The 22,856-nt window shown below is 70.5% G+C and carries 21 protein-coding genes and 1 pseudogene; 15 read left to right on the plus strand and 7 right to left on the minus strand.

Translation table 11 applies throughout. The features are described 5' to 3' along the window. Window positions 1-81: 81 nt before the first annotated feature. A complete protein-coding gene (locus tag ACZ7SW_RS30180) occupies window positions 82-666 on the plus strand; it encodes a hypothetical protein (RefSeq protein ID WP_470233745.1) in 585 nt (194 codons plus the stop codon). A 57-nt stretch (window positions 667-723) separates the two neighbouring features. Here the strand turns inward: ACZ7SW_RS30180 and ACZ7SW_RS30185 are convergent, their stop codons facing one another. Genes ACZ7SW_RS30185 through ACZ7SW_RS30200 form a run of 4 tightly spaced genes read right to left on the minus strand, consistent with a single transcriptional unit; the run spans window position 724 to window position 4,450 of the window. Continuing rightward, the gene (locus ACZ7SW_RS30185) at window positions 724-1,659 is read right to left on the minus strand and encodes a ribokinase (RefSeq protein ID WP_470233746.1); all 936 of its coding nucleotides are present in this window, start codon (window positions 1,657-1,659) and stop codon (window positions 724-726) included. Further along, window positions 1,644-2,678, minus strand: a complete 1,035-nt coding sequence (locus ACZ7SW_RS30190; RefSeq protein ID WP_470233747.1) for a phosphotriesterase family protein — start codon at window positions 2,676-2,678, stop codon at window positions 1,644-1,646. Before ACZ7SW_RS30190 ends, ACZ7SW_RS30185 begins: the two co-directional genes overlap by 16 nt. After that, a complete protein-coding gene (locus ACZ7SW_RS30195) occupies window positions 2,671-3,666 on the minus strand; it encodes a DMT family transporter (protein ID WP_470233748.1) in 996 nt (331 codons plus the stop codon). The genes ACZ7SW_RS30190 and ACZ7SW_RS30195 overlap by 8 nt, the downstream gene beginning before the upstream one ends. 31 nt (window positions 3,667-3,697) lie before the next feature. Beyond that, window positions 3,698-4,450: a glutamine amidotransferase gene (locus ACZ7SW_RS30200; protein WP_470233749.1), complete on the minus strand. Its 753-nt coding sequence runs from the start codon at window positions 4,448-4,450 to the stop codon at window positions 3,698-3,700. 112 nt (window positions 4,451-4,562) lie between these two features. On the opposite strand from ACZ7SW_RS30200, the gene ACZ7SW_RS30205 reads away from it, so the two are divergent. From ACZ7SW_RS30205 to ACZ7SW_RS30225, 5 genes are all read left to right on the plus strand, one after another. Continuing rightward, window positions 4,563-5,552, plus strand: a complete 990-nt coding sequence (locus tag ACZ7SW_RS30205; protein ID WP_470233750.1) for a LacI family DNA-binding transcriptional regulator — start codon at window positions 4,563-4,565, stop codon at window positions 5,550-5,552. Continuing rightward, a complete protein-coding gene (locus ACZ7SW_RS30210) occupies window positions 5,549-6,607 on the plus strand; it encodes a M20 family metallopeptidase (protein ID WP_470233751.1) in 1,059 nt (352 codons plus the stop codon). Before ACZ7SW_RS30205 ends, ACZ7SW_RS30210 begins: the two co-directional genes overlap by 4 nt. A gap of 360 nt (window positions 6,608-6,967) precedes the next feature. Then, window positions 6,968-7,504, plus strand: a complete 537-nt coding sequence (locus tag ACZ7SW_RS30215) for a SigE family RNA polymerase sigma factor (protein WP_470233752.1) — start codon at window positions 6,968-6,970, stop codon at window positions 7,502-7,504. Next, entirely contained in the window at window positions 7,501-7,923 is a 423-nt protein-coding gene (locus tag ACZ7SW_RS30220; protein WP_470233753.1) for a hypothetical protein, read from the plus strand. The genes ACZ7SW_RS30215 and ACZ7SW_RS30220 overlap by 4 nt, the downstream gene beginning before the upstream one ends. Before the next feature lie 38 nt (window positions 7,924-7,961). Then, window positions 7,962-9,140: a hypothetical protein gene (locus tag ACZ7SW_RS30225; protein ID WP_470233754.1), complete on the plus strand. Its 1,179-nt coding sequence runs from the start codon at window positions 7,962-7,964 to the stop codon at window positions 9,138-9,140. A gap of 97 nt (window positions 9,141-9,237) precedes the next feature. Here ACZ7SW_RS30225 and ACZ7SW_RS30230 read toward each other — a convergent pair whose 3' ends face one another. The 3 genes from ACZ7SW_RS30230 to ACZ7SW_RS30240 form a co-directional block, all read right to left on the minus strand. Beyond that, window positions 9,238-9,981, minus strand: a complete 744-nt coding sequence (locus ACZ7SW_RS30230; RefSeq protein WP_470233755.1) for a hypothetical protein — start codon at window positions 9,979-9,981, stop codon at window positions 9,238-9,240. 153 nt (window positions 9,982-10,134) lie between these two features. Then, entirely contained in the window at window positions 10,135-10,818 is a 684-nt protein-coding gene (locus tag ACZ7SW_RS30235; RefSeq protein ID WP_470233756.1) for a TMEM175 family protein, read from the minus strand. Between the two features lie 188 nt (window positions 10,819-11,006). Continuing rightward, window positions 11,007-11,957, minus strand: coding sequence for a hypothetical protein (locus tag ACZ7SW_RS30240; protein WP_470233757.1), 951 nt, complete (start codon window positions 11,955-11,957; stop codon window positions 11,007-11,009). A gap of 335 nt (window positions 11,958-12,292) precedes the next feature. Here ACZ7SW_RS30240 and ACZ7SW_RS30245 point away from each other — a divergent pair, with 335 nt between their 5' ends. From ACZ7SW_RS30245 to ACZ7SW_RS30285, 9 genes and pseudogenes are all read left to right on the plus strand, one after another. Then, window positions 12,293-12,499, plus strand: a complete 207-nt coding sequence (locus tag ACZ7SW_RS30245) for a hypothetical protein (protein WP_470233758.1) — start codon at window positions 12,293-12,295, stop codon at window positions 12,497-12,499. Between the two features lie 111 nt (window positions 12,500-12,610). Continuing rightward, the gene (locus ACZ7SW_RS30250; RefSeq protein WP_470233759.1) at window positions 12,611-12,817 is read left to right on the plus strand and encodes a hypothetical protein; all 207 of its coding nucleotides are present in this window, start codon (window positions 12,611-12,613) and stop codon (window positions 12,815-12,817) included. Window positions 12,818-12,822: 5 nt separating this feature from the next. Next, window positions 12,823-13,890, plus strand: a pseudogene (locus tag ACZ7SW_RS30255) (serine hydrolase domain-containing protein). 25 nt (window positions 13,891-13,915) lie between these two features. Further along, window positions 13,916-14,977 carry a serine hydrolase domain-containing protein gene (locus tag ACZ7SW_RS30260; RefSeq protein ID WP_470233760.1) on the plus strand — a complete coding sequence of 354 codons (1,062 nt, stop codon included), beginning with the start codon at window positions 13,916-13,918 and terminating at the stop codon, window positions 14,975-14,977. Window positions 14,978-15,571: 594 nt separating this feature from the next. Then, window positions 15,572-16,405, plus strand: a complete 834-nt coding sequence (locus ACZ7SW_RS30265) for an SIS domain-containing protein (protein ID WP_470233858.1) — start codon at window positions 15,572-15,574, stop codon at window positions 16,403-16,405. Continuing rightward, window positions 16,405-17,226, plus strand: a complete 822-nt coding sequence (locus ACZ7SW_RS30270; protein ID WP_470233761.1) for an ROK family protein — start codon at window positions 16,405-16,407, stop codon at window positions 17,224-17,226. Before ACZ7SW_RS30265 ends, ACZ7SW_RS30270 begins: the two co-directional genes overlap by 1 nt. Further along, window positions 17,223-18,110, plus strand: a complete 888-nt coding sequence (locus ACZ7SW_RS30275) for a 1-phosphofructokinase family hexose kinase (protein WP_470233762.1) — start codon at window positions 17,223-17,225, stop codon at window positions 18,108-18,110. The genes ACZ7SW_RS30270 and ACZ7SW_RS30275 overlap by 4 nt, the downstream gene beginning before the upstream one ends. Then, window positions 18,107-18,943: a class II fructose-bisphosphate aldolase gene (locus ACZ7SW_RS30280; protein WP_470233763.1), complete on the plus strand. Its 837-nt coding sequence runs from the start codon at window positions 18,107-18,109 to the stop codon at window positions 18,941-18,943. Before ACZ7SW_RS30275 ends, ACZ7SW_RS30280 begins: the two co-directional genes overlap by 4 nt. Before the next feature lie 717 nt (window positions 18,944-19,660). Next, window positions 19,661-22,795: a TIM-barrel domain-containing protein gene (locus ACZ7SW_RS30285; RefSeq protein ID WP_470233764.1), complete on the plus strand. Its 3,135-nt coding sequence runs from the start codon at window positions 19,661-19,663 to the stop codon at window positions 22,793-22,795. The last annotated feature ends 61 nt before the right edge of the window (window positions 22,796-22,856 follow it).

Raw genomic sequence — 22,856 nt, forward strand, 5'->3', positions numbered from 1 at the left:
CCGAGCGGCGGCATCGCATCCGGCCTATCGGCATACGCCGTTCGCGCCCTCCTGGACATTTCCAGCAGAAGAGGGGTTTCCATGCGAGCGAGAATCGGCGCGTTGCTGGGGGCGGCATTGGTTTCGCTGGCCGCCGTCACGACAGTGGCGACGGCGGCGGACGCGGCTCCCGCCAGCACGGGCTTTACGGCGCAGCTGCGGTCCGCGGGGTTCACCGCCCAGCAGGCCGCCGCGCTGCGGGGCGAGATCGACCGCGACCTGGCGATGCTGCGCGGAAGACAGGTCACGCCCAATCAAATCGTTACCGGCGACAATTCAGTCATCACCTATCCTTTGCCCGGCGATAAGTACGCGCACGCATTCGGCGACGGGCTGAACGGCAACGACCCGCGCACGCCGTACGAACTCTGTTCCTACGGAGCGTTCTGCGGATGGAAGGAAGCGAACTACACAGGAAAGGGATTCACGCACGCGGCCTGCGGCGATTTCTACGAGATCCCGAACGGCTTCAACAGCGGCGGGTCCTGGATGAACAACCAGACGCACCACTACACGACGTCGTTCTGGGGCAAGGGCAAAACCTACTTGTCCACCTCGCCGAAGGCCTACTACGCGCAACCGCACGGGAACTGGCACCCCGTGTGGTACATCTCGAACGACTGCTGACTGACGCGGTGACGGCAGCGTGAGGCGGCGGCATCCGGCGAGGATGCCGCCGCCGAGTCACGCGTCGAGGACCTCGGCCAAGGTCGGCAGCGAAGGATGCGCTCCGTGCCGCGTCACGACGACAGCGGCTACCTTGGCCGCGAACCCGCAAGCCGCCACCACATCCGCGGTCGTCGGCTCACCGGGGATTTCCGCGAGCCGCGCGGCAAGCGCTCCGACGAACGAATCCCCCGCTGCCGTGGTGTCCACTGCCCGGACGGAAACCGCCGGGACACGCGCGGACGACGACGCGTCGAGGACGGCGCATCCCTCGGCTCCCAGCGTCACGATCGCCCACCGGCACCCGGCGGCGAACAGTTCGGCACTGCCGCGCCGCAGGCTGCCGCCGTCGACCGGCTCCTGACCGGTGAGCTGCCGGAACTCGATTTCGTTCGCCACCACCACATCGCTGAGCGGCAGCAGCTTCGCGGCCACATCGTCGACCGGCGCGGTGTTGAGCACCGTCAGCACGCCACGCTCGCGAGCGGCCGCGAACGCGCGTTCCGTCGCGTCGGCCGCCGCCTCCAACTGGCCCACCACCACCCGAAGTCCCGGCAACTCGCTGATCGCCGTTTCGGCCGCCGCGGCCGGAATGTCGGCGTTCGCCCCGGCCACGACGACGATCGAGTTGACGCCCTCCGCGTCGACGGTGATCGCCGCCCGTCCCGTCGGCAGCGCCGAGGTTCGCAGGTGCGCGACGTCCACGCCCTCGGCGAGCAGGGCTTCCCGGTACTCGTCGCCGTCCTCGTCCCGGCCGACGCACCCGAGCACGGCCACGTCCGCGCCGAGCCGGGCGGCGGCGACCGCTTGGTTGCCGCCTTTTCCGCCCAGCTCCCGGCTCGTCGAGAATCCCATCAGGGTCTCCCCTGGCTCCGGGATGCGCGGCGCCTGGACGATGTGGTCGACGTTGAGCGACGCGACTACCGCCACCGCCGGGCTCATGCGGTCAGCCATCGAGCCGGGACGTCCCGCGTCAGCCGGGCCACGGCGTCGGCCGCCACACCCTCGGCTTCGAGCAGATCGGCGAAGACCGTCGGCACGAACACGAGGCCGTTCCCGCCGTTCTGCGTCCACATCTGCTTCAGGAACAGGTCGTGCGACAACATGATCTGCTCCCCGAAGCCCTCGTGCACCCACCGCGCCACGGCGCGAGCGGTCTGGGAGACCGTCGGGGCGACGCCTTCGCCGGGGAACGAGATGTCGAGACCGATCATGTCGAACTCCAGCAGCACGCCGCGTTCGAGAAGCTCGCGCTGGTAGCCCGGGTCGTCGCCGGACGGATCGCTGTGCGCCAGCGCCACTTTCCCCGGAACCGCCCCGCATTCGTCCAGCACCAGATCGAGCACCTCGTGCCCGCGACGTTGCCAGCCCGGCAGGTGGATGTTGAGCCCGACGGCCGGCCGCGCCGCCTGCGCGAACGCCGCGGCCCGCAACGAAGCCCGCTCCCCGTCGGTGAAAAGCGGAGAGACGCCGACCTCGCCGACGACCCCGGCCCGGATCCCCGTTTCGCCGACGCCCTCGTCCAGCTCCGAGAGAATGCGCGCGGTCTGCGCTTCGACGGTGACCGCGGTGATGCGCTCGCCCTCGAACTTCTCCAGGTACGCACCGGTGCCCATGATGACGTTGACGCCGGTCGCCTCGGCCACCGCCGCCAGGGCTCGCGGATCCCGGCCGATCGACGCGCTGCCGGTCGCGTCGACGACCGTGCCGCCGCCGGCCGCGGCGAACGCGGCCACCTCGCGCACGACGCTCGCGTGGTCCTTCACCGCCACGTTGTCGGCGCAGCAGTAGGGATCCTGGCGAAGCAGGAATTGCCAGCCCGGACCCACTTCCGCCTCGACGAGCCGACGCGTGGAGGCGTACGAGGGCTCAGCGACTGCGGACGACAGATCGTTGAAGAGGTGCTCGTGCGGCAGCACCAGCCCGAGGTCCGCCGCGTCCACCGCACCGAGGACGCCGCGCACTTCAGCCACGACGCACCTCGGCTGGCTGGGCAAGGACCGCCGGTTCGGCTGTGTGCCGCGACGGAATCATCGCGATCGCCGCGGCCGCCAGTGCCACGCCGGCCCCGAGGACGGTGACCAGGTGCAGGCTGGAACCCGCTGCGGGAGCGACGATTTCGAGCAGCAGCGACCCGATCAGCTGACCGGCGGTGGAGGCCAGGCCCAGCAGCAAGAGCCCCAAACCGCGCACCAGCAAGGCCATCAGCGCGATCGACAGGAGGCCGAGCGGTCCGCCGAAGTACATCCACCACGTGCCCGGCAAGGCGAAGTGCGCGCCCGCGGCCGCCATCCGCACCACGTACACGAGGCCGAGCGCCACGAAGCCGATCAGGAAGTTCCAGGTGATGGAGATGAACATCGAACCGGACAGCAGGCCGATCTCCGAGTTGCCCGCGGGCTGCCAGCCGGCGAGCAGACCGCCGACGAACGGCATGATCGCCAGCGCGATCATGTGCGGGGCCGACCAGTTCGGGGAGACCACCAGCACCGTGGCGCAGATGGCCAGGATCGCCCCGGCGACGCGCGGCGCGCTCATCGCCTGCTTGAACGGGACGCCGATGCCGAGCCGGTCGCACACGACGCCGGAGATGACCATGCCGGAGATCAGCGAGGTCTGGAAGATCGCCACCCCGAGGAAGCCCACCGTCACGCCCTCGGAGAGCACGATCACCGCACCGCACAGGCCCGCGAAGAAGTTCCACCTCGGGATCTCGCCGCGCACCAGCTGACCCGGCAGCCGGAAGAACGCGGTGCGCGTCCGGGCGCGGGCCAGCACGATGACCAGCATCAGCGCCAAGCCGGTGCCGAAGGACACCAGCGCGGCGGCGTGCCCGTCGCCGAGCGCGGTGCCGAGGTGCCCGTTGACCAGCGATTGCAACGGGCCGAGCATCCCGGCGAAGACGGTCGCGATCGTCAGCACGACGGCCGAGGTCGCGCGGCGGGTGGGTGACGTACTCATCGAATCCTCCTTGATCCCGAGTGCGCGCGGCTCAGATTTCGCGTCCGGCGAGCCAGGTCAGGGCCTGAGCGAAGAGCTTGCCGTAGCCGTCCCAGCTCATGAACTCCTCCGGAGCCCAGTGCGGGGAGATGTCCGAGGTGAAGGCGAGGGTGCGGCCCCGCCCGACCTGGCGAGCGGCCAGCATGACGTCGCCCTCCACGGTGGCGAGCAGCTCGGCGTCCGGCTTCAGCGTGGTGTGCTGGTAGCCCAGCAGGATCGGCCACTCCTGGTCGAGCCCGGCGACCACCGGGTGGCCGGACCGCACGACCTGGGCGCGCACGCCCTCCGGCGTCTCGACGCGGTCGTCGAACGGGTCGATGTCGACCGGGAGGATCTCCTCGATCGGCGTCCGGTGGTAGTTGGCCTTGCCCTCGAAGCCCTGGAAGCTCAGGTAGCCGCCGGCCATCATCAGGCCGCCGCCGCCGCGGACCCACTCGCGCAGCAGCTTGAGCCGGTTGGGCGACGGACGGCCGAGGGTGAACGTGTCCGGGTGCAGCAGCAGGGTGTTGGAGCCCACGTCGGAGAGCAGGACGACGTCGTAGGCCTCGAGTTCCTCCAGCGTCCGCGGGAACTTCTCGGCCACGTCGTGCGAACGCAGGTGAGTCACCTCGACCCCCTCCGCCGCCAGCGCCGCCAGGAGCCGCGCGCACCCGATCTCCACCTGCGTGTGCGCGAACGGGTCGTATCCCTTGTGGTCGATCGTCGCACTGACCCACGACTCCCCGGCTAGCAGGACCTTGACCATCGACGACTCCTTCGGGGCGAAAGTGCTTAGCGCGTGTTGCGCAACGTAGCGCAACAACGCCAATATAAGATGCGGTTGCAGTCGCCGTCAACGCTCAACGGGGAGGAGCCGGATGTCGCTGGCGAAGGTGGCCCGAGAGGCCGGGGTGGCCGTGTCGACGGTGTCGAGGTACGTCCGGGGCGAGCTCAACGTCGCCTCCGAGACGGCCCGGCGCATCGACGCCGCGCTGTCCGCCGAAGGGCATCCGCCCGTGCGGAAACAGGTGACCGGGCTCAGCCTCGGCCTGGTGGTCCCGTCGCTGGACAACCCGTATTTCTCCACGCTGGCGGACGCGGTGGCCGACGCCGCCGCGGCGGACGGCATCGACGTGTTCACCGCCCTCACCGGGTCGTCGCCGTCGCGGGAGCGCGCCAGCGTCGAACGCCTGATGCGCGTGCCGGACGTGGGCGGGCTGATCTATCTGGGGATGAACACCACCAACGAGGCCTTCGCGAGCCGGCTGGCCGGCGACTTCCCGGTGGTCTTCCTCGACGAGTACGTCGAGGCCGCCGGGCCGCGGATCGCGCACGTCACCGCGAACAGCTTCGGCGGCGCGTACCAGGCGACCACCCACCTGATCTCCCAGGGCCACCGGCTCATCGCGCACGTCGGCGGCCCGGCCGGACTGCGGACGGCCGACCAGCGCGAGGCCGGATACCGCGCGGCGCTGAAGGCGCACGGGGTCGAGGTCGACGAATCGATGATCGTGCGCGGCACCTTCAGCTCGGCTTTCGGCATGAACTTCTTCGCGCACATGGCGCGGGCCGACGCTTCGCCGACAGCCGTGTTCACCGCGAGCGACATCGCCGCGGTCGGCCTGCTCGAAGCGGCCCGCCGCGCGGGAGTCGCGGTGCCGGGAGACCTGTCGGTGATCGGCTGCGACGGAATCACTCTCGGCGAATGGACCTCGCCCCGGCTGACCACCGTCGCGCAGCCGACCGAGCAGATGGCCCGCAAGGCGGTCGACGAGATCACCCGTCTCGCGGCCGGCGAGAGCCCGGCGGACCACGTGCTCTCCATGCAGCTCGTCGTCCGCGAATCGACCCGGGAGCACTCCGCATGACCGACGAAGCCCTCGCCCTGTTGCGCGATCTGGTGCGCCAGGACACCACTTCCGGCGACAACGCCGCGCAGGCCGCCGCGCAGGAGCTGGCCGTCTCCTACGCCACTGCTGTTTCAGGCGTCCGCGTGCTGCAACGTTCCACTTCCGGGAGGCCGTGGGTTCTCCTCGGCACCGGTTCGCCCGATGGGGTGCTGTTCGTGTGCCACGTCGACACAGTCCCGGTCGGCTCCCCCGATTTGTGGGAGCGTGCCCCATTTTCCGCAGACGTCGACGAGGAGTTCCTGCACGGCCGCGGCAGCGTCGACATGAAAGGCGGGCTGGTCGCCGCCCTGGTCGCGTTGCGCAACGCCGCGGAAGCAGGCGCCGACGCACAAGTCCTCCTCACCAGCGACGAAGAGATCGGCTGCCGGGGCGCAACGGAGGCTTCGTCCTCGCTGAACCTGACGCCGCGACTCGTCGTGGTCCCGGAGGCGACGCAGAACCGCGTCTCGCTCGGACACCGCGGAGCGACGTGGCTGCGGCTCGCCGCAGCGGGCAAGGCCGCCCACGGGTCCACCCCGCAACTCGGGCGCAACGCGATCCAGCTGCTCGCGGACCGCGCGCTGGGCGCGCTCGATTCGCTCCCGCTGTCCACTGAGGACTATCTGGGCGAGGAAACCGTCAACGTCGGCACGTTCGAGGGCGGCACCGCGACGAATATCGTTCCCGCTTCGGCTGTTCTGACGCTGGATGTGCGCACTGTGGACGGTGGCGCACCGGTGCTCGCCTGGGCTTCCGGGCTCGATCCGGCGATCAGCACCGAGGTGGATCTTGACCTGCCCGCTGTTCGCACCCCGCGCTTGCCGGACGCGCTCGCCAGCCAGGCCACCGCGCCAGCCGCGACCTATTTCACCGACGCTTCGGCCTTGGCCGGGTCAGTGGGCGGTGCGCCGATCGTGATCTGGGGCCCGGGAGATCCCCGGCAGATGCACGCGGCGAACGAGAAACTGGAACTGGAATCCTGGCGGCAGGCGTTGCGCAACTACCGCGAACTGGTGTTGCCTGCCGCGCGCTGAACGTTTCCCACGGCCGACGACAGTCCTCTGTGGACTTAACGGCCCGCCAGCCTGAGCGCGTCCGCCACGCGCTGGCCATGAACCCGGCGCTGCCCGGTCTCCCGGCAAGGCGCCGGGGTCCGGATGCGAAGGGCGACGAGACGGCGGGTCCGAGCTAGCCGTGCGCGACTGACCGCACTGCACGGCGAGAAGACTCCTCGCCGGAGGAGATTCAGGCCGCCACGTGCTCAGCTGCCCAGTCATGACAGCGCTCGGCTCGCTCGGGACGGCGACCCCGGCTGATCTCGTATGACCTGAGTCACGTTGTCCGCGTGCAACCTGCCAGCCGTCACGCGGCCTGTATCCGGTGTGGAGCAGGGCGTGCGCGGGGCATGGTGGGACGACGAGTTCGTCGCGTACGTCATGGCGTCTTCGGGATCCCTGCGCGCCACCGCGTTTGTCCTGTGCGGAGACTGGCACCGGGCCGACGACCTGGTGCAGGTCACCTTCCTCAAGCTCTACCGGGTGTGGCCGAGGCTGGTCCGGCGGGGCGAACTGGACGGCTACGTGCGGCGGATGGTCGTGCGCGCGTACCTGAACGAAAACCGGCGGAAGTGGCGTTCGCGCGAGCGCCTTTCCGCCGAACTGCCGGACGTCGGCACGGCACCGGAACCCGACCATGCCCAGCGGCTTGCCGTGCGTGCGGCGCTCGACGGCGTCCCGCCGAAGCAACGCGCGGTTCTCGTGCTGCGCTTCTGGGACGACCTCAGCGTCGACGAGACCGCCGCCGCGCTCGGCTGCACGACCGGCACCGTCAAGAGCCAGTCCGCGCGCGGGCTGGCGACCCTGCGCAAACGCCTCGATCCCAGTCAGCTCGGGTACTTTCCCGTCCTCGCGTCACAGAAGGGGCGGGCATGAACGACGAAGAAGCACGTGCGGTGATCCTGCTCGCCGGCCCGGCGGACGAGCCGCCCCCCGGCGTGGACCCCGAGCGGCTGCTGGCGAAGGGCCGCGAACAACGCCGGCGGCGGAACCTAGCCGCAGCAGGCGCGAGCGCCCTGATGACGGCTCTGGTCCTGGTCGTGACGGTGACGGCGGGCCAGAGCGGCCCGGCCACCGCGCCGCAGATCGTCCAGCCGGCCGCCGCGACGACCGCCGGACCCCAGCGAACGAGCGAAACCCCGCCGCTCGGCACCACCGGCAACGCCCCTGTCTCCACTGGTGATCCGACGCCCGGAAGCGGTTCCCCCGGGGCGTCGACCACCGGCCGCGCCTCCACTGGCCGCGTCTCCGCCGGCACGACTCCGAACCGAACGACGACCACCGGCGCGCGCTGACCCGTCCGCCGGAACCCGTTCCACGAGAAAGAACAATCTTGCCGACACTTGCCGAACCAGCCGCCCTCGTCCCGACCGCGATCCGCTGGCACCAGCGGCCGTATGTCCGGGCGATCGGCGGGTACCTGTGCATCCGCGTGTTCAGCGTCGCTCTGCTCGCGCTGTTCGCCGCGAGGACCGGTCAGCCTCTCATCGGCCGCCTCACGGCATGGGACGGACAGTTCTACTTGGACATCGCCGACTACGGCTACTTCGGCACCACACGCGGCCTGTACGACGCGGCGGGGAACTACGCGCCGTACACGCCGCTCGCGTTCTTCCCCGCGTACCCGACGCTGTTGCGGATTCTCGCGCCAGTCACGTTGGGGAGCACGGTCTTGGCCGGGCTGCTGGTGAGCACCGTCGCCGGATGCCTCGCCGCGGCCGCGATCTTCCGGCTGGCCCAACGGATCGACGGACGGACGCGCACCGGGTTGCTGTTAGTGGCGCTGTGGGCCGGAGCACCGCTCGCTATCACGCAGTCCATGGTCTTCACTGAAGCGCTGTTCACCGCGTTCGCAGCCTGGACGCTCGTCGGGGTGATCGAGCACCGCTGGCTCCTGGCGGCCGCCTGCTGCGTGGGCGCGGGACTCACCCGGTCGACCGCGGCGGTACTCATCGCCGTCGTCGGCGTCGCCGCGGTGATCGCCTTCATCCGCACCCGCGACCGCTGGACGACCATGATCTGCGCGGTGCTGTGCCCGCTCGGTTTGCTCGGCTGGTGGGTCTTCGTCGCGGTCTGGACCGGCAGCCCGACCGGCTGGTTCGACCTCGAGTGGGACAACTGGCGAACCCGCTTCGACGGGGGCCTCGAGGCGGCGGAATTCTCCTGGCAGAAGCTGGCATCCGGCTCTTCGGTGATGGAGACGCTGACCGTTTTCCTCCTGCTGGGCGCGGCCGTGCTCGCCGTCCTGCTGACCAAGACGCTGCGCCCGTTGTCGCGGTGGTGGCCGCTCGCCGCCTACGGCGCCGGGATGGTGGTGCTGGTCGTGGGCACCGCGGGCCTCCCGACCGCCAAACCGCGGTTCCTGATCCCCGGCTTCATCCTGCTGTTCCCGATCGCCCGCGGTCTCGCCGCCCGCCGCCCAGGCACCGCAGTGGCCGCGACCGCCGCCTTCGTCCTCATCGGCTGCTGGTTCAGCGCCTACTCCCTCACCGGCTGGCGCTACGTCATCTGAGGAGGCGAACCTCTCGCGAAAAGCGAAGGCCTCCTTGCCGCTGCGGGCAAGGAGGCCTTCACGCGTCCACAATGGACTCAAAACCGCGAGCAGCGCGTCAACCGCACTTCACGGCACTCTCCGCGATCGCCACTCCGCCGACCTTGCCGTCGGCCGTGGGAGTGAACTCGAAGTGCCAGCCCGGCTTTTCCGCGATGGGCAGCTCGAACCGCCCGGCCGTGCCCTCCTTCAGGCCGCGCGCGTCGTACGCCTTGCGCAGCTCGGCCAGCGAGGACCCGGCGCCGATGCCCTCCGCGGTCTTGGCGTCGGGCGGGGCACCCAGCTCGTGCAAGCCGTTCTTCCCGAACGACGCGCCCCCGGCAGCGGCGAACGCCTTGTCCCGATCTTCCCGCTTGCCCGCCAGATCAGCACTCGCCATCGCGGCGTCTGCCGCCAATTGGGCCGCCTCCGCGTCCTTGGCGGCCGCGTTGGCCGATTCCGCGGCGGACCTGCCCGCGGGCTGCTTCGCGGCCCGGTCCGCGTCGTCCGCCTTGGCGTTGAGCTCCTTGGCCTTCCGCTCCGCCTCGGCCTCGGCGGCAAGCCGGGCCTGATCCGGCGCGGGACCGCCCTGCCAGCTCAAGACCGTGCAGCCGTCCAGCACGGACACCGGTGCGTCGGCGAGCTTCCCCGTGGCGAGAGCCGCTTCCTTGGCCATCCCCGGGGCGATTCCGCGGTAACCGGCCGCGCCGAAGACCTCGGCGCGCGCGGCGGCGGTTTCCGGTTGCGCGGCAGTGGTTTCCGACGAACACGCCGCCAGCACGGCGACAGCGACGAGCCCCACGGCCGCACGGCCGGCGGACATGACAAAACCCTTGTGCATCTGATTCCCCTCGTACCGGACCCCATCTGACGGGTCGTCATTCCCGGCGGACCGAGATATCAGACAACTTACCGGGCCAGGCAGAGATCCCCCATCGATTACCGGGCAAGCGGACGGGGCGCTTTCGGCCCGCCGTCAGCTCGCCCGCCGGCGCCGCAGGAGCACCTGCCTTCCGGGCAGGACGAGCAGCACCAGGCTGTAGTACTGCAGCGCGGGCACGGCGAGCGCGAGGGCCAAAGCCAGGACCAGCGCCAGGACGTTGAGGTAGCTCTCCGTGTAGCGCTCCTGGAGCGTCTCCGGCTCCTGCTCGTCCTCGTCGATCAGGTCCGGGGAGGCTTTCAGGATCCTCAGCATCGCGAACCGGCACACCATGCTCGCCAGGAGCGTCGCGTAGTAGAACACCGCCACGAACCGGTCGCGGCCGAAGGCGCCGATCATCTCCGTCGGGAGGGGAAGCACGACGACGGACAGCAGCCACCCCATGTTCCACATCGTGAAGGAGCGGGTGACCCTCGCGACCGAGGAGAACGTCCGGTGATGCTCCCGCCAGATGTTCGCGATCACCGCGAAACTCAGCAGGAAACTCCAGATCTGGTTGAAGTGACCGGTGATCACCTCGCTGGCGCGACCGTCGGCGGCCGCGACCTCCGGGACGAGGTCGACCAGCGGCAGGATCAGCAAGGTGATGGAAATCGCGGTCACCGCGTCGGTGAACAGCACCAGCCGCTCCCCGGAGGCGCCCTTCTTGCTCCTGCCCGGCGCGTGCGCCGGGGCGGGCCCTCCCGCCCCGGTTCCGTCGGCGGCGTCGCTGGCACTCATGCGTGATGCACCTTTCCTCGTCCCGGAAGACTCTCACCGCTGGCTATACAGCGATCGCGGCCGACATCCCGGCCACGACACGCCAGCCTGAGCGACGCCGGCGAGGCAACTGCCCGGAAATCCGTTCCAGGGCGCACGAACGGGACCGCGGCTCCCGGAGCGTCCGGCCACCGGATCGCCGGGAAGGATCAGCGATTCGCGACGACCCGGCGATAGTCGAGGATTCCGACGACGGTCAATGCCATGACGATCGCCCCGGCACAGCACACCTGGGCGACCACCATCGCGCCGAACGGGATGATCCCGTTTTTCAGCACCAGGTTCTGGGCCACCGCCAGGGCGATGCACAGAGCCAGCGCGAAGGTCCAGGCCGGACGTGGACCGGTGCGGAGCCGGAGCACCAGGTACGCGCCTCCAGCGATCGCGCACAACCAGACAAGCGGGGACAAACCGGTGATCTGGTCCGGATCGCCCGGGAGGCCGAACCTGAGCGCGAGAGCGGGGCCGAGGACCAGGCTTCCGCCGACGACCCACCACCACGGCCGGGCCGGCGGCAGCGGGGCGTCGACGTGGAAGGCCGCCAGCACCAGCACCAGCGGAAGCCACTGCGGAACGAAGTACCCGATCGGCTCGAGCCCGGGGCCGGAGGAATGCTTGACCAGGAACCAGATCGCGCCCGCCGCCAGGATCGCCCCGGCGGCGATCCGCGCCAGGCGGCGCCACCCGTCCACCAGCAGCACGAGCGGGATCAGCGAGGCCGCCAACCGGACGAGGTCCGTGGTCAGGCCGGAGGTCAGCGCCGCGCGGAACTGCTCGGGGTAGTCGCCGGAGGAGGAGAGCAGCCAGAGCGTTTCGCCGGCGGTCGAGGCCGATTTCAGCACGCCCCAGAGCAGGCCGAGGAGCGCGACCTGCCGCACCAGATCGCCGAAAGCGACCGTGCGCGCGGGCGCCGCCCTGCTCGCCAGCCGGGTCCGCACGCCCAGCGCCAGCAACGCCCCCAGTTCCCTCCGCAGCGCCGCGCGATCCCGCTCGCCGTGCAGATCGAGCAGGGTGGCGACCATCTCGTCGCCGCGTTCGGCGCGGTACCACGCCGGGAGCACGCGCACCAGCGCGCGGTATTGCTCCTCGGCGCCGATCATGCCCGCACTTCCGCTGCGTGGCGCGCCCGGCGTTCGGATGACTCCCGCGCCTCACGAACCCCGTATCCGTGCCGCGGCTCGCCCGCCAGAGCGTTCGGCACCAGGACGGCCCGCTCGGAGAAGCTTCGCTCAGCCATGGTCCGCCTATCTCCTAAGACGAGATACAGCGGTGTCCGTTGCTTCGTCGCCCGCGAAACTTCCCGAAGCGGCCGCAGACCCTAAATGCTGCTCAAACGAGCCTAAGTCATCCTCAAGTTTCCCGCCGCCGGCACCGTGTGGCCGTAGTCTGGCGATACCGGAGCACGAGGGAGAACAGCCGGCCGTCGGGGGGAATCATGCTGGAAGCATTCGTCATCCTGGGTGGGATCGTCGTCGTACTGCTCGCAGCGGGGCTGATCGTGGACTCGAAGGACCTCGGCCGCAAGGGACAGCCGGGCGCCGCGGGCCGCCGTTCCAGCCAGGCCCGGCAGGACGCCCTCCGCCAACGGCAGCAAACCGGTGCCCAGCGCGGTTACTTGTTCTTCAGCCAGCCGTGGAGCTGACTACCGGCGGGTGCCGGCCTGCCTGAACGGCCGGCGGTAGCGCTGGCGCTACCGTGAAGTCGGGGGTTTAAGGCATGTTGGCGGGCCCCGGCGGTTTCTAGTGTCGTCGGCATGGAAATGGAAGCTTCCCGCAGCCGCCAGGCCGGCGGTCCGGTCGTCACCACGTTGCTCGGCCTGTTCTTCGTCACCGGTGCCGCCACGAACTCGATCGGCGCTTTCACCGGCCTGGACACCATGTTCCGGATGACCGCCGGCGGGATCGCCGTGGCGTGCCTGCTCGTCCTGATCGTGCGCTTCATCGCGCGCCGCAAGGACTGACGCCGATGTTGACCACTGCTCCGTTGCTGCTGGCCGCGGCACTGCTCGCACCCGCGACTCCGGCCGCCGCCGCTGCGGACCCGGTTCGCGCGCTCGCACAGGACATCGTCTCGTCCGGCGCGACCGGCGTGCAGATCCGGACCGTCCACAACGGACACACCCGTACCGTCACCGCCGGAGTGTCCGAACTGGACTCCCGAAAGCCGGTCTCGCCCACCGGGCGATTCCGGATCGGCAGCGCGACCAAGATGTTCACGTCCGCTGTGGTCCTTCAACTCGTCGCCGAACACCGCGTCCGGCTCGACGCGCCCGTCGAGCGATACCTGCCCGGACTGCTGCCGCACGGCGAAGAAATCACCGTGCGAATGCTCCTGCAGCACACCAGCGGCCTCTACGACTACACCGATTCCCTCCCGCTGCCCGGGTCCGAACTGGAGAAGATCCGGTACCGGCACCATTCGCCGGAGTCGATGGTCGCGATCTCGACCGCCAAGCCGCCGGACTTCCCGCCGGGCAGCAAACACGCCTACTCCAACACCAACTTCATCGTGCTCGGGATGCTCATCGAGCGGACCACCGGGCGCCCGTAGGGAACCGAAGCGGCGCAACGCATCCTGGTGCCGCTCGGACTGCGCCACACGTCGGTTCCCGGGGACCGGACCGGGATCCCGGGCCCGCACGCGCACGGGTACCAGGAGATGAACGGGAAACTGGCCGACGTCACCGAACTGAACCCGAGCGTCGCCTGGGCGGCCGGCGAGATCATTTCCACCACCGCGGACCTGGACAGGTTCGTCCGGGCGCTGGCGGCGGGGCGGCTGGTGCCGCCGGACCTGCTGGCGCAGATGACCACCCCGCGTTCCGCGACCGAGCAGTACGGGCTCGGCTCGCGCACCCCGACCACCGCGTGCGGAGCACGGGTTTTCGGGCACACCGGCGGGATTCCCGGGTTCCAGACCGTCGCGTTCACCAGCCCGGACGGGAAACGGCGCGTCGAGGCTTCGGTGACGCTGGGCCGGGGCCCGGACTTCGACTGGACTCGCGCCGTGCTCGACAAGGTCTTTTGCAACTGAGTGCCAACACCGAACGAGGAAACCCATGCTCAACACTGTGCCTTTCGTCCTGACCGCTGCCCTGCTCGCGCCCACCGCGCCCGCCGCCGCTGACCCCGTGCGCACAGTCGCGCAAGAAATGATCACGGCCGGCGCGACCGGCGCGCAGATCCGCGCCGTCCGGGACGGACACACCCGCACGGCCGCCGCCGGAGTGTCCGAACTGGACTCCCGGCGACCGGTCTCGCCCACCGGACGATTCCGGATCGGCAGCACAACAAAGACGTTCGTGGCCACCGTGGTCCTGCAGCTCGTCGCCGAACACCGGCTCCAGCTCGACACCCCCGTGGAGCAATACCTGCCCGGACTGCTGCCGCACGGCGAAGAAATCACCGTGCGGATGCTCCTGCAGCACACCAGCGGCCTCTACAACTATCTCCGGTCGATCTCGCTGAAGGGCGCCGATCTGGAGAAAATCCGCTACCAGCACCATTCACCGGAGTCGCTGGTGGCCATCGCGACCGCGCAGCCGCTCGATTTCCCGCCGGGGAGCCAGTTTTCGTATTCCAACACCAACTACATCGTGCTCGGCATGCTGATCGAACGGACCACCGGGCACGCCTGGGGCGACGAGGCGGCCAAGCGGATCCTGCGCCCGCTCGGCATGCACCACACGGTGATCCCCGGCGACCGCACGAAGATTCCGGGCCAGCACGCGCACGGGTACCAGGAGATGAACGGCAAGCTGGCCGACGTCACCGAGCTGAACCCGAGCGTCGCCGGCGCCTCGGGCGAGATGATCTCCACCACCGCGGATCTGGACAAATTCGTCCAAGCGCTCGCGTCGGGACGGCTGGTGCCGCCAGCGCTGCTGAAGCAGATGACCACCCCGCGCTCGGCGACCGAGGAATACGGACTCGGCTTGCAGACCCGGACCACGCCGTGCGGGATCCCGGTTTTCGGGCACACCGGCGGGATTCCCGGGTACGGGACGATCGCGTTCACCAGCGCGGACGGGAAGCGCCGGGTGGAAGCTTCGCTGACGTTCGGGCACGGGCCCGCGAATGAGGCCTTCTATTCGTTGATCGACAAGGTGATCTGCGCCTGAGCGAGGCACAACCCGGGTCACGTTGGGACCGCGAGGCGTATCGGTGCCTCGCGGTCCTGTGCCATATCCGGCTGGAAGCGCGACGGCCGCCAGCCGAGGACCTGAGCGCGTGGCGTGCTGGGTCGCGAACGCCACGACGTGTCGCTGGGATACCACCAGGCGTATCCCAGCCGACGCTGGCACGCAGCGCTCACGCGGCACTGGCCCTAGCGCCAGGCGATTGCCTGACAAGACCCGGACACCGCGACTGTCGCAGTCCCCTCCCCACTCGACCGCAGGCCCTCGCGCCCGGCCCTCCGCACCGGCCTCGATCACGGCTTCCCTCTGCCGGGCTCCCCTTCGCCCGCAGTGAGCCGCGGTCCCAGCGGGGCCGCCGCCGCGACCTAACCGACACTCCAAATGATTGAATATGACGTAACTTGCTAACTTCAATCATAAAACACCGTCTACACTGAGCGCCGCGCCACTGCGCTGATCCCGGATCGAAGGGGTTTCATGTCCGAGTCGTCCTCACCAGAGTCCGCCGCGCCCGGTGCGGCCACCGCGTCGGAGCCCGGTTCGTTCGTGGCCGCCGAACTGGCTTCCCAGCCCCGGATGTGGCGCGCCGCGGCGGCGTGCGCGGCCGAAGCCTCCGCGAAGCTGCCGAAGCCGGGCGAGCGGGTCGCCGTGGTCGGCTGCGGGACCAGCTGGTTCGTCGCGATGAGCTACGCCGCTGCCCGAGAGCGGCGAGGGGACGGCGTCACCGACGCGTTCGCCGGGTCCGAGTACCCGGCCGGACGGCAGTACGACCGGGTACTCGCGATTTCCCGGTCCGGCACCACGACCGAAATCATCGAGCTGCTCGCCGCCGTGGCCGGACAGCCCACCACGCTGATCACCGCGGTGGGCGACGCGCCGGCCGCCGCGGCCGCCGGCGAGGTCGTCGAGCTGCCCTTCGCCGACGAGCGTTCGGTGGTGCAGACCCGTTTCGCCACCAGCACGCTCGCTCTCCTTCGCGCGGGGCTCGGCGACGACGTCGAGGAGCTGGCACGACAGGCCGAGCTCGCGTTGCGGGAACCGATCGACGATCTGCTCGGCGCCGAGCAGGTGACCTTCATCGGCCGCGGCGCGGCAGTGGGGATCAGCTACGAGGCGGCGCTGAAAACCCGTGAGGCGGCACAGTTCTGGGCCGAGTCCTATCCCGCGATGGACTACCGGCACGGTCCGATCGCGATCGCGCAGCCGGGCAGGCTCGTGTGGTCGTTCGGCGAGCCGCCCGATGGGCTGGCCGCCGAGGTCGCCCGCACCGGGGCCCGGTTCGTGCACCACGGCTTCGATCCGCTCGCCGCGCTCGTAGTGGCACAGCGGTTCGCGGTCGCGCTCGCCGCCGGGCGCGGGCTCGATCCCGACCGGCCGCGTTCGCTGACCCGCTCTGTCATCCTCGCCTGATGGCCGTCCTCGGCATCGACGTCGGCGGCACGACGGTCAAGATGCGCGTGAGCGACGGGCGTTCCGTATCCGCCGAATGGCGCGAACCGACCCCGGTCGGCGATCCGGCGGCGCTCGCCGCGCTGGTGGCGGGCGCGGTTTCCCGCCATCCGGTCGACGCGGTCGGGCTGGTGGTGCCGGGCATCGTGGACGAACGCGCCGGCCGCTGCGTCCTGGCGGTCAACCTCGGCTGGGAAGACGTCGCCGTGCACGACCTCGTCTCCGCTCGCCTCGACGTGCCGCTCGTGCTCGGGCAGGACGTCCGCGCGGGTGCGCTCGCCGAAGCCCGTACCGGAGCGGCGGCGGAGGCTTCCGGGCCGGTGCTGTTCGCTCCGATCGGCACCGGCTTCGCGACGGCGCTGGTGGTGCGCGGCGAGGTGCTCGACGCGGGCCCATGGGCCGGCGAGGTCGGTCAAGTCCGGTTGCCCGGCGGCCGCCGGGTCGAGGAGGTCGCGTCGGCGTCCGGGCTCGCGCGGCGCGCCGGGGCCCCGGACGCGGCGACCGTCGCGGCGCGGGTCCGCCAAGGCGATCCCGCGGCCGCCGAGGCTTGGGACGAATGCGTGCGCGCGCTCGCCGAGCCGATCGCCTGGGCCGCCGCCGTAGCCGGGTGCTCCACCGTGGTCGTCGGGGGCGGGCTGGCCGAATCGGGCGATCTGCTGCTCGCTCCGCTCTCCCGGGAGGTGGCGCACCGGCTCGGCGCGCTGCGGGCGCCCGAGATCGTCCAGGCGCACCACGGGGATCGGGCCGCGGTGGTCGGCGCGACGCTGCTGGCGCTCCGATGATCGTCGTCGCCACGCCCAACCCCGCGATCGACGTGACCTACCGGGTCGGCACGCACGTTCCCGGCGGCACCAACCGGGTGCTCGAGGTGCGGCGGCGGGCAGGCGGCAAGGGCGTGAACGTCGCCCGCGTCCTGGCGGCGCTGGACTTTCCGCTGCACGCCGTGCTTCCGCTCGGCGGCGACGCGGGCCGCTGGCTCGGCTCGGCACTCGACGTGCCGTTCGACGCGACGCCCAGCCAGGCCGAAACCCGATCGACAGTCACCGTCGTCGGCGACGGCCATCCCACTGTCTACACCGAGCCCGGCCCGCGTCTGTCCACAATGGAATGGGATGCCTTTTCGGCCGGGCTCGCCTCCCGGCTGCCGGACGCGGACCTGCTGGTGATCTCCGGTTCCCTGCCGCCGGGCGCGGCGCCGGAACTCGTCGGCGACTGGGTCCGGCAGGCGCGAGCGGCCGGAGTGCGGACGCTCGTCGACGCGTCCGGACCCGCCTTGCTCGCCGCCGCGCGCGCCGGGGCCGACGTGAAGCCCAACCGGGAAGAACTCCTCGCCGCCACCGAAACGAGCGACGAAACCTCCGGTGCGGCAGCGCTGTCCAGGCTCGGCGCCGATCTGGTCGTGGTGTCGCGGGGCGAAGAAGGCATCGCCGCGTACGGCCCGTCCGGTGTCGTCGAGGTTCCCGCCGTGCCCGGAGTGCGCGGAAATCCCACCGGTGCCGGGGACGCCGCGACCGCCGGTCTGGCCATGGCCCTCGTGCGGCAATTGCCCCTCGACGCGGCTTTGCGCCAGGCGGCGGCACTCGGCGCGGCCGCGGTGCTGCGCCCGGTCGCCGGCGAGGTCGATCTCCCCGCCTACCGCAGATTCCTGAACGGAGCATCAGCATGATCACCCGTCCCGGTTTTGCCCGGCTGCTCGCCTCAGCCCAGGAGCGCGGCGGCGCGGTCGGCGCCTTCAACGTGATCTTGCTGGAGCACGCCGAGGCCATCGTCGCGGGCGCCGAGCAGGCGAAGCTGCCGGTGATCCTGCAAATCAGCGAGAACTGCGTGCGCTACCACGGCGGACTGGCCCCGATCACCGTGGCTTCGCTGGAGATCGCACGCCGGGCGTCGGTCGAGGTGCTGGTGCACTTGGACCACATCGAGGACACCGAACTGGTGCGCGAAGGCTTGGCGCTGGGAGTACACAGCGTGATGTACGACGGTTCGCGGTTGCCATACTCGGACAACGTGCGCGTTACGCGCGAGGTGGCGGAGCTGTGCCACGAGGCAGGCGTGGGCGTGGAAGCGGAGCTGGGCGAGGTCGGCGGCAAGGACGGCGTGCACGCGCCCGGTGCCCGCACCGACCCGGGCGAAGCCGAGGAATTCGTCGCCGCGACCGGAGTCGACGCGCTGGCGGTCGCGGTCGGCACGTCGCACGCGATGCTGTCACGCACCGCCCAGGTCGACCGCGGCCTGGTGACGAGGCTGCGCGAGGCCGTCCCGGTGCCGCTGGTGCTGCACGGCTCCTCCGGACTCTCCGACGACGAGCTGCGCGGCGCGGTGACCAGCGGGATGGCGAAGATCAACATCTCGACCCACCTCAACGGGCTTTTCACCGGCGCGGTACGGCAATTCCTCGAGGAACAGCCCGCCGCGGTCGACCCGCGCAAGTACGTCCGACTCGGGCGATCCGCAGTGGCCGCCGAGACCGCACGACTGCTCCGGCTGCTAGCGGCCTGAACCGGCGGGGGCTGCCTGGCACCGCAACCGCCTCGGAAATCCGCCCGAACCGGGGCATCGCGCGAGCGATCCGCGCCGAATTGACGGCCTGCCCCGCAACTGCGCCGGATTCCACCCGCCCCGAGCACCACGCGAGCCATCCGCTCCGAACCGGCAGCCTGCCCGGCACCTCAACCACCCCGGATTCCACCCGACCCGAGCACCGCGCGAGCGACCCGCTCCCCGAACTGGCAACCTGCCCCCGCACCTCAATCACCCCAGAATCCGCCCCACCCGAGCACGCGCGAGCGACCCGCCCCGAACCGGCAGCCTGCCCCGCACCCCAACCGGCCCGAAAACCCAACCCAACCAAGCACCACGCGAGCCATCCGCCCCGAAATCCGCCCCAACCGGGCACCACGCGAACGATGCCCCGGGGTCAGGTGGATTCCGGGCACCACGCGAGCGACCCGCCCCGGTTTGGCAGCCTGCCAGCCCCTCGCCGCAGCGGAGCGGACCCCGGCACGGGACGAGTCCCGGGCACCACCGCCAGGCACACGGGAAGGCCGCCGCGCGCCGGTCCGGTTCGTCCGCAGCACCTGCGGCTCCCCGCCGCACGAGTCCGGCTGGCCGGCCACCCGACGGAAGTCTGGTGCACCGGTTCAGCCGGTGACTTCGCTGGCCAAGTGCGCTATACAAGACCTCGCTGTGCATTTTAATGCGCGAGGAAGGTTCTTAATGAGCAAGATCATGCACAACCTTCGATGCCTGGCCGCAGTGCTCGTTCTCCTGGCCGTCGCGGCGCCCGCCACCGCCGAAGCCGCCCCGTCCGACGGGCAGCTCGGGGACCTGACCGGGTTCTCCGCCGACGGCCCGGTGACCACGCTGGCCTCGGGCCAGGCCGCCGTCCGGGTCAGTTTTCCCGCGGCGGGCGCGGTCCGGGTCTGGCTCGCGCCGGACGGCACGTTCACCGACCCGGCGGAGGGCAAGATCGTGCTGCCGGGCGGCGCTGGCCCCGTGCCGCCGACGCGAACCGACAAGGGCGCGTACTGGGCCATCGGCACCGGAAAGGCCACCCTCCGCGCGTATAAGCACCCGTTGAAGTTCGCCCTCTACGACGGTGCGGACCGCAAGCAGCTCTGGACCGAGTCCTCCCCGCTGTCCTGGACCGCCGGCACCACGACGCAGACGCTGGCCCGCGGCGCGAACGAGCAGTACGTCGGCGGCGGCGAGCAGAACGGCCGGTTCAGCCATCGCGGCCAGACCATCAAGATCTTCGCCGACGACAACTGGAACGACGGCGGCGCACCCAACTCCCAGCCCTTCTACGCCTCGACCGCGGGGTACGGCGTGCTGCGCAACACCTTCGCGCCCGGCAGCTACTCGTTCGACGACCCGGTCCGCACCACGCACGACGAACGCCGCTTCGACGCCACCTACGTCGTCGGCGACGGGCTCAAGGACGTCATCTCCGGCTACACCGATCTGGTCGGCAAACCCTTCCTCCCGCCCGTTTACGGCCTCGAGACCGGCGATTCCGACTGCTACCTGCACAACGCCAACCGCGGCGAACGGCACACCCTGGACGCGGTGAAGGTGGCCGAGGGCTATCCGGAACACGGCATGCCCAACGGCTGGATGCTGGTCAACGACGGCTACGGCTGCGGCTACGAAAACCTGCAGCAGACCGGGCAAGGGCTGCGGGACAACAAGATGCAGCTCGGCCTGTGGACCGAGAACGGCGTGCCCAACCAGGCCGAGGAAGTGAAAGCCGGCGTCCGCGTGCGCAAACTGGACGTCGCCTGGGTCGGCCCCGGTTACCAGTTCGCCCTCGACGCCTGCGACACCGCGCACAAGGGCATCGAGGACAACAGCGACGCGCGCGGCTTCGTCTGGCAGCCGGTGAGCTGGGCCGGCGCACAGCGCTGCGGCGTGCTCTGGAGCGGCGACCAGTCCGGCTCCTACGACTACATCAAATGGCAGATCCCGACCTACGCCGGCTCCACGCTGTCCGGCATCGCCTACAACACCGGCGACATCGACGGCATCTTCGGCGGCAGCCCGCAGACCTACGTCCGCGATCTGCAGTGGAAGTCCTTCCTCCCGGTCGCGATGACCATGGACGGCTGGGCCAAGTCGGACAAGCAGCCCTGGCGCCAGGGCGAGCCCTACACCTCGATCAACCGCAAGTACCTGCTGCTCAAGGAAAGGCTGCTGCCCTACACCTACAGCTACTCGGTCCAGGCGCACCGGACCGGCGTCGGCCAGGTCCGGCCGCTGGCCCTGGAATACCCCGACGACCCGAACGCGTGGACGGACCAGGCGAAGTACGAATTCCTGTCCGGCACCGACTTCCTGGTCGCCCCGGTCTACGACAACTCGTCCGTGCGCAACGGCATCTACCTGCCCAAGGGCACCTGGGTGGACTACTGGAGCGGCAAGACCTACACCGGACCGACCACTGTGGACGGTTACAGTGCGCCGTTGGACAAGCTGCCGCTGTTCGTGCGCGGCGGGGCCGTGGTGCCGATGTGGGCGGAGGGCACGACGTCCTGGCAGACCCGCGACAAGGGGCAGCTCGACGTCGACGTGTACCCGCAGGGCAAAAGCAGCTTCACCCTCTCCGAGGACGACGGCGTCACCCGCGGCTACCAGCGCGGCGAACAGGCCACGCAGACGTTCACAGTGGACGCTCCCCGGTCCGGTCCCGGCACGGTGACCGTCGGGATCGGGGCGAGCACCGGTTCCTACGCAGGGAAACCGGCCGCGCGGAATTACCAGCTGTCCGTCCACACGGGAACGAAACCGGCCGCGGTACAGAGCGGCCACGGGATCCTGCGGCAGTACGCCAGCAAGGCGGAACTGGACAAGGCCCCGTCCGGCTGGTGGTACGACCCGTCCGCGCGAGGCGTCGTGCGGGTGAAGACCGGCTCGATCGATTCCGGTGCCGCCCAGGACATCCGGTTGTTCGGAGCGAGTGCCGTCGGCGGGTTCTTCCCCAGCGACGACAACGTCTCCGTGCGGCTCTCGGCCCCGGTCACGGCGACCCCGGGCCAGCCCGTCGCGGCGACCGTCAGCTTCGCCAACAACACCCCGCTGCCCGTGCACGACGTGGCATTGTCCTTGCAGGGCAACGGCTTCCACGCGGACGCACCGAAGGCTCCGGCATTCGTGCTGCCGGGTCAGACGGTGCAGATCCCGGTCCGGCTCACCCCGGACGCCGGTCTGCGGCCCGCGGACTACGAACTGACCGCCACCGCGAGCTACCAGGCCAGGCTGGGCACCCGCGAAGCAGCCGGATCGACGATGGTCACGGTGCCCTACGCCTCGCTCGCCGCGGCGTACGGGAACGTCGGCGTCACCGATGCGGCGCACGCCGCGAACGGCGACCTCGACGGCGGCGGCAGCAGCTTCCGCGCGGAGGGACTGGCCGATGCGGGCCTGAAACCGGGAACGTCGTTCACCGCGAACGGCGCCACCGCCACTTGGCCCGACGCGGGCACCGGAAAGCCGGACAACGTCGTGGCGGGCGGGCAGACCGTCGCTGTGCAAGGAACCGGTTCGAAACTGGTCCTGACCGGTACCGGAACCGGCTCCTCGGCGACTGGCAAGGTCGTCGTCCGGTACGCCGACGGCAGCACCGGCCGGGCCGACCTCGGCTTCCCGAACTGGTGCTGCGCCGACCCGGCACAGTACGGCGCGACCACAGTCGCCGCCACGCAGGGCAAGAACACGAAGTCCGGTCCGGCCTATCCGACGGTCTCCTACCGGGTGTTCGCGAACTCCGTGCCGCTCGCCGCGGGCAAGCGGGTCGTCGCGGTCACCCTGCCCTCGAACGCCGCGCTGCACGTGTTCACCGCCGCGATCGCCTGACGCGCCAGCAGCCGGGCGGGGTCGCGCACCCCGCCCGGCGGGACGAGCAACGCGCGTGCCG

It is taken from the genome of Amycolatopsis sp. NPDC114484, from assembly GCF_055633755.1.